This is a genomic window from Kineococcus endophyticus, from assembly GCF_040796495.1.
Classification (GTDB): Bacteria; Actinomycetota; Actinomycetes; order Actinomycetales; family Kineococcaceae; genus Kineococcus; species Kineococcus endophyticus.
In genome coordinates this window covers 1-2,833 of the sequence record NZ_JBFNQN010000034.1, presented here as the reverse complement: position 1 = coordinate 2,833, position 2,833 = coordinate 1, and the positions used below count along the sequence as shown (strand labels likewise).

The 2,833-nt window shown below is 70.6% G+C and carries 2 protein-coding genes; both read right to left on the bottom strand.

Going from position 1 to position 2,833, the window contains the following annotated elements:
- Positions 1-166: 166 nt before the first annotated feature.
- A complete protein-coding gene (locus AB1207_RS24360) occupies positions 167-472 on the bottom strand; it encodes a metal-sensitive transcriptional regulator (protein WP_367641420.1) in 306 nt (101 codons plus the stop codon).
- 85 nt (positions 473-557) lie between these two features.
- On the bottom strand, positions 558-2,833 hold a 2,276-nt coding region (locus tag AB1207_RS24355), incomplete at its 5' end, for a copper-transporting P-type ATPase (protein ID WP_367641418.1).

The window sequence follows — 2,833 nt, the reverse complement described above, 5'->3', positions numbered from 1 at the left end:
CATGACCGAGCGTCCCGCTCCTCGGCATGACCGCAAGGGCCCGTACCGCCAGGATCCGACCCAGGTCCACCTGTGCCGGGTCAGGGCCTGGTCGAGTTCGTCGTGGCTCCTTCTCCGTACTAGTGAATCCGCATCGTGCGATCGTGCGGCTGGCGGCTGGACGTCTTCAGGAGCGGACGAGGCGGGCGATGGCGGCCGAAGCCTCCTTGATCTTCGCCTCGGCCTCATCGCCGCCGTAGGCGATGGCGTCGCGGACGCAGTGCGCCAGGTGCTCCTCCAGCAGGCTGAGCGCGACGGCCTCCAGCGCCTTGGTGGCCGCGGAGACCTGGGTGAGCACGTCGATGCAGTAGGCGTCCTCATCGATCATGCGCTGCAGGCCGCGGACCTGACCCTCGATGCGGCGCAATCGCTTCAGTTGCGCGGTCTTGGTGCCGGCGTAACCGGGCGGCGTCGCGGGCGTGGGGGCCGTCATCGCTGTCTCCTTCTGCAGCCGGGATCCACATCATCGCCGACCCGGTCGCGGGTTTCGGGCCGTGCAGGGGGCACCAGCGTGGACGTCACAGCCGCTGGGTGCGCAGCCGTAGCGCGTTGGTGATGACGCTGACCGAGGACAGTGCCATCGCGGCGGCGGCGATGATCGGCGAGAGCAGCAGCCCGAACACCGGGTACAGGACACCGGCGGCGATGGGGATGCCAGCGGCGTTGTAGACGAAGGCGAACAGCAGGTTCTGGCGGATGTTGCGCATCGTCAGCTGCGAGATCCGCCGCGCCCGCACGATCGCGGTCAGATCCCCTTGCAGCAGCGTCACCCCAGCGCTTTCCATCGCCACATCGGTGCCCGAGCCCATCGCGATCCCGACGTCGGCCGCGGCCAGCGCGGGGGCGTCGTTGACACCGTCGCCGGCCATGGCCACCACACGGCCTTCGGAGCGCAGCCGGTTGACGACCTCACTCTTGTGGTCAGGCAGCACCTCGGCCTCGACCCGCTTGATGCCCAAGCCAGCTGCCACCGCTTGGGCGGTGACACGGTTGTCGCCGGTGAGCATGACGATGTCCAAGCCGGCCTCGCGCAGCTGGCTCAGCGCGGTGGCGGTGGAGTCCTTGATCTGGTCGGCGATGGCGATGACCGCGATGACCTGCCCCTCGACGGCGACGAGCACGGCGATGGCTCCAGTCGAGCGGACCTCGTCGGCGACGGCCTGGGCGGGGCTGGCGTCTAGGCCCATCGAGGACAGCAGCCCGGCGCTGCCGATGGTCACGCGCCGGCTTTCGACGACGCCGCTGACCCCGCGCCCGGCGGGGGCCTCGAAGTTTGCCACGGCCGGCACTGTCAGCCCCTGCTGCTGCGCGGCGCGGACGATGGCCTCGCCCAGCGGGTGCTCCGAACCCTTCTCGACGGCCGCAGCCAGACGCAGCACCTCGGCCTCAACAGCAGAGCTGGCGTCGTCGTTCGTCGCGCCGGCGGGGACCAGGAGGACGCGGTCCACCGAGGGGCGGCCCTCGGTGAGGGTGCCGGTCTTGTCCACGATCAGGGTGTCGACCTTCTCCAGCCGTTCCAGCGCCTCGGCGTTCTTGATCAGCACCCCGGAGCGGGCTCCGCGACCGACCCCGACCATGATCGACATGGGCGTGGCCAGGCCCAGCGCGCACGGGCAGGCGATGATCAGCACCGCGACCGCGACGATCAGGGCGTGCGCCAGGCGCGGGTCGGGGCCGGCGACGGCCCAGACGGTGAACGCGATGACGGCCACGGCGATGACGACGGGGACGAAGACGGCTGCGACCTTGTCGGCCAGGCGCTGGATCGGGGCCCGGGAGCGCTGAGCCTCAGCGACCATGGCCACGATCCGGGACAGCACCGTGTCGCGCCCGACGGCGTCGGCGCGCATGGTCAGCGATCCCGCGGAGTTGATGGTCCCGCCCAGCACCCGGTCCCCGTCGGTCTTGGTGACCGGCATCGACTCACCCGTCACCAGCGACTCATCGACTGAGGACCGGCCTTCGAGCACGGTGCCGTCGACGGGCACCTTCTCCCCGGGACGGACCCGCAGCCGATCGCCGAGGACGACGTCCTTGAGGCTGATCTCCGTTTCGTCGCCGGTGTCGTCGAGGCGGCGGGCGGTCTTGGGGGCCAGGTCCAGCAGGGCGCGGATGGCGCCCGAGGTCTGCTCCCGGGCCCGCAGTTCCAGCACCTGACCCAGCAGGACCAGGACGGTGATGACCGCGGCGGCCTCGAAGTAGACGTCGACGGTGCCCGTGCCGCTGCCCGCGTCGTCGCGGAAGGCGGCCGGGAAGATGCCGGGGGCGAAGGTGGCCACGGTGCTGAACACCCAGGCCACCCCGGTGCCCATCGCGATGAGGGTGAACATGTTCAGGTGGCCGGTGCGCACCGACGCCGCGCCGCGGACGAAGAACGGCCACCCGGCCCACAGCACCACCGGGGTGGCCAGGACGAACTGGATCCAGGTCGAGACGTTGCTGGGGATCGCCTCGTGCACGGCGGGGATGAAGTGCCGGCCCATCTCCAGGGCGAAGACCGGCAGTGCCAGTGTCAGACCGACCCGGAACCGGCGGCGCATGTCGACCAGCTCGTGGCTGGGGCCGGTCTGGGCGGTGATGACGACCGGTTCCAGGCCCATGCCGCAGATGGGGCAGCTGCCTGGCCCCTCCTGACGGACCTCCGGGTGCATCGGGCAGGTGTACTCCACCGCCTCACCGGGACCGGCCTGCACGGTGGCCTTGGTGCTGGCCCCGGTGTGGTCGTGACCGGTGTTTTCGTGACCGGTGTGGTCGTGACCGGTGTTTTCGTGACCGGTGTGGTCGTGACCGGTGT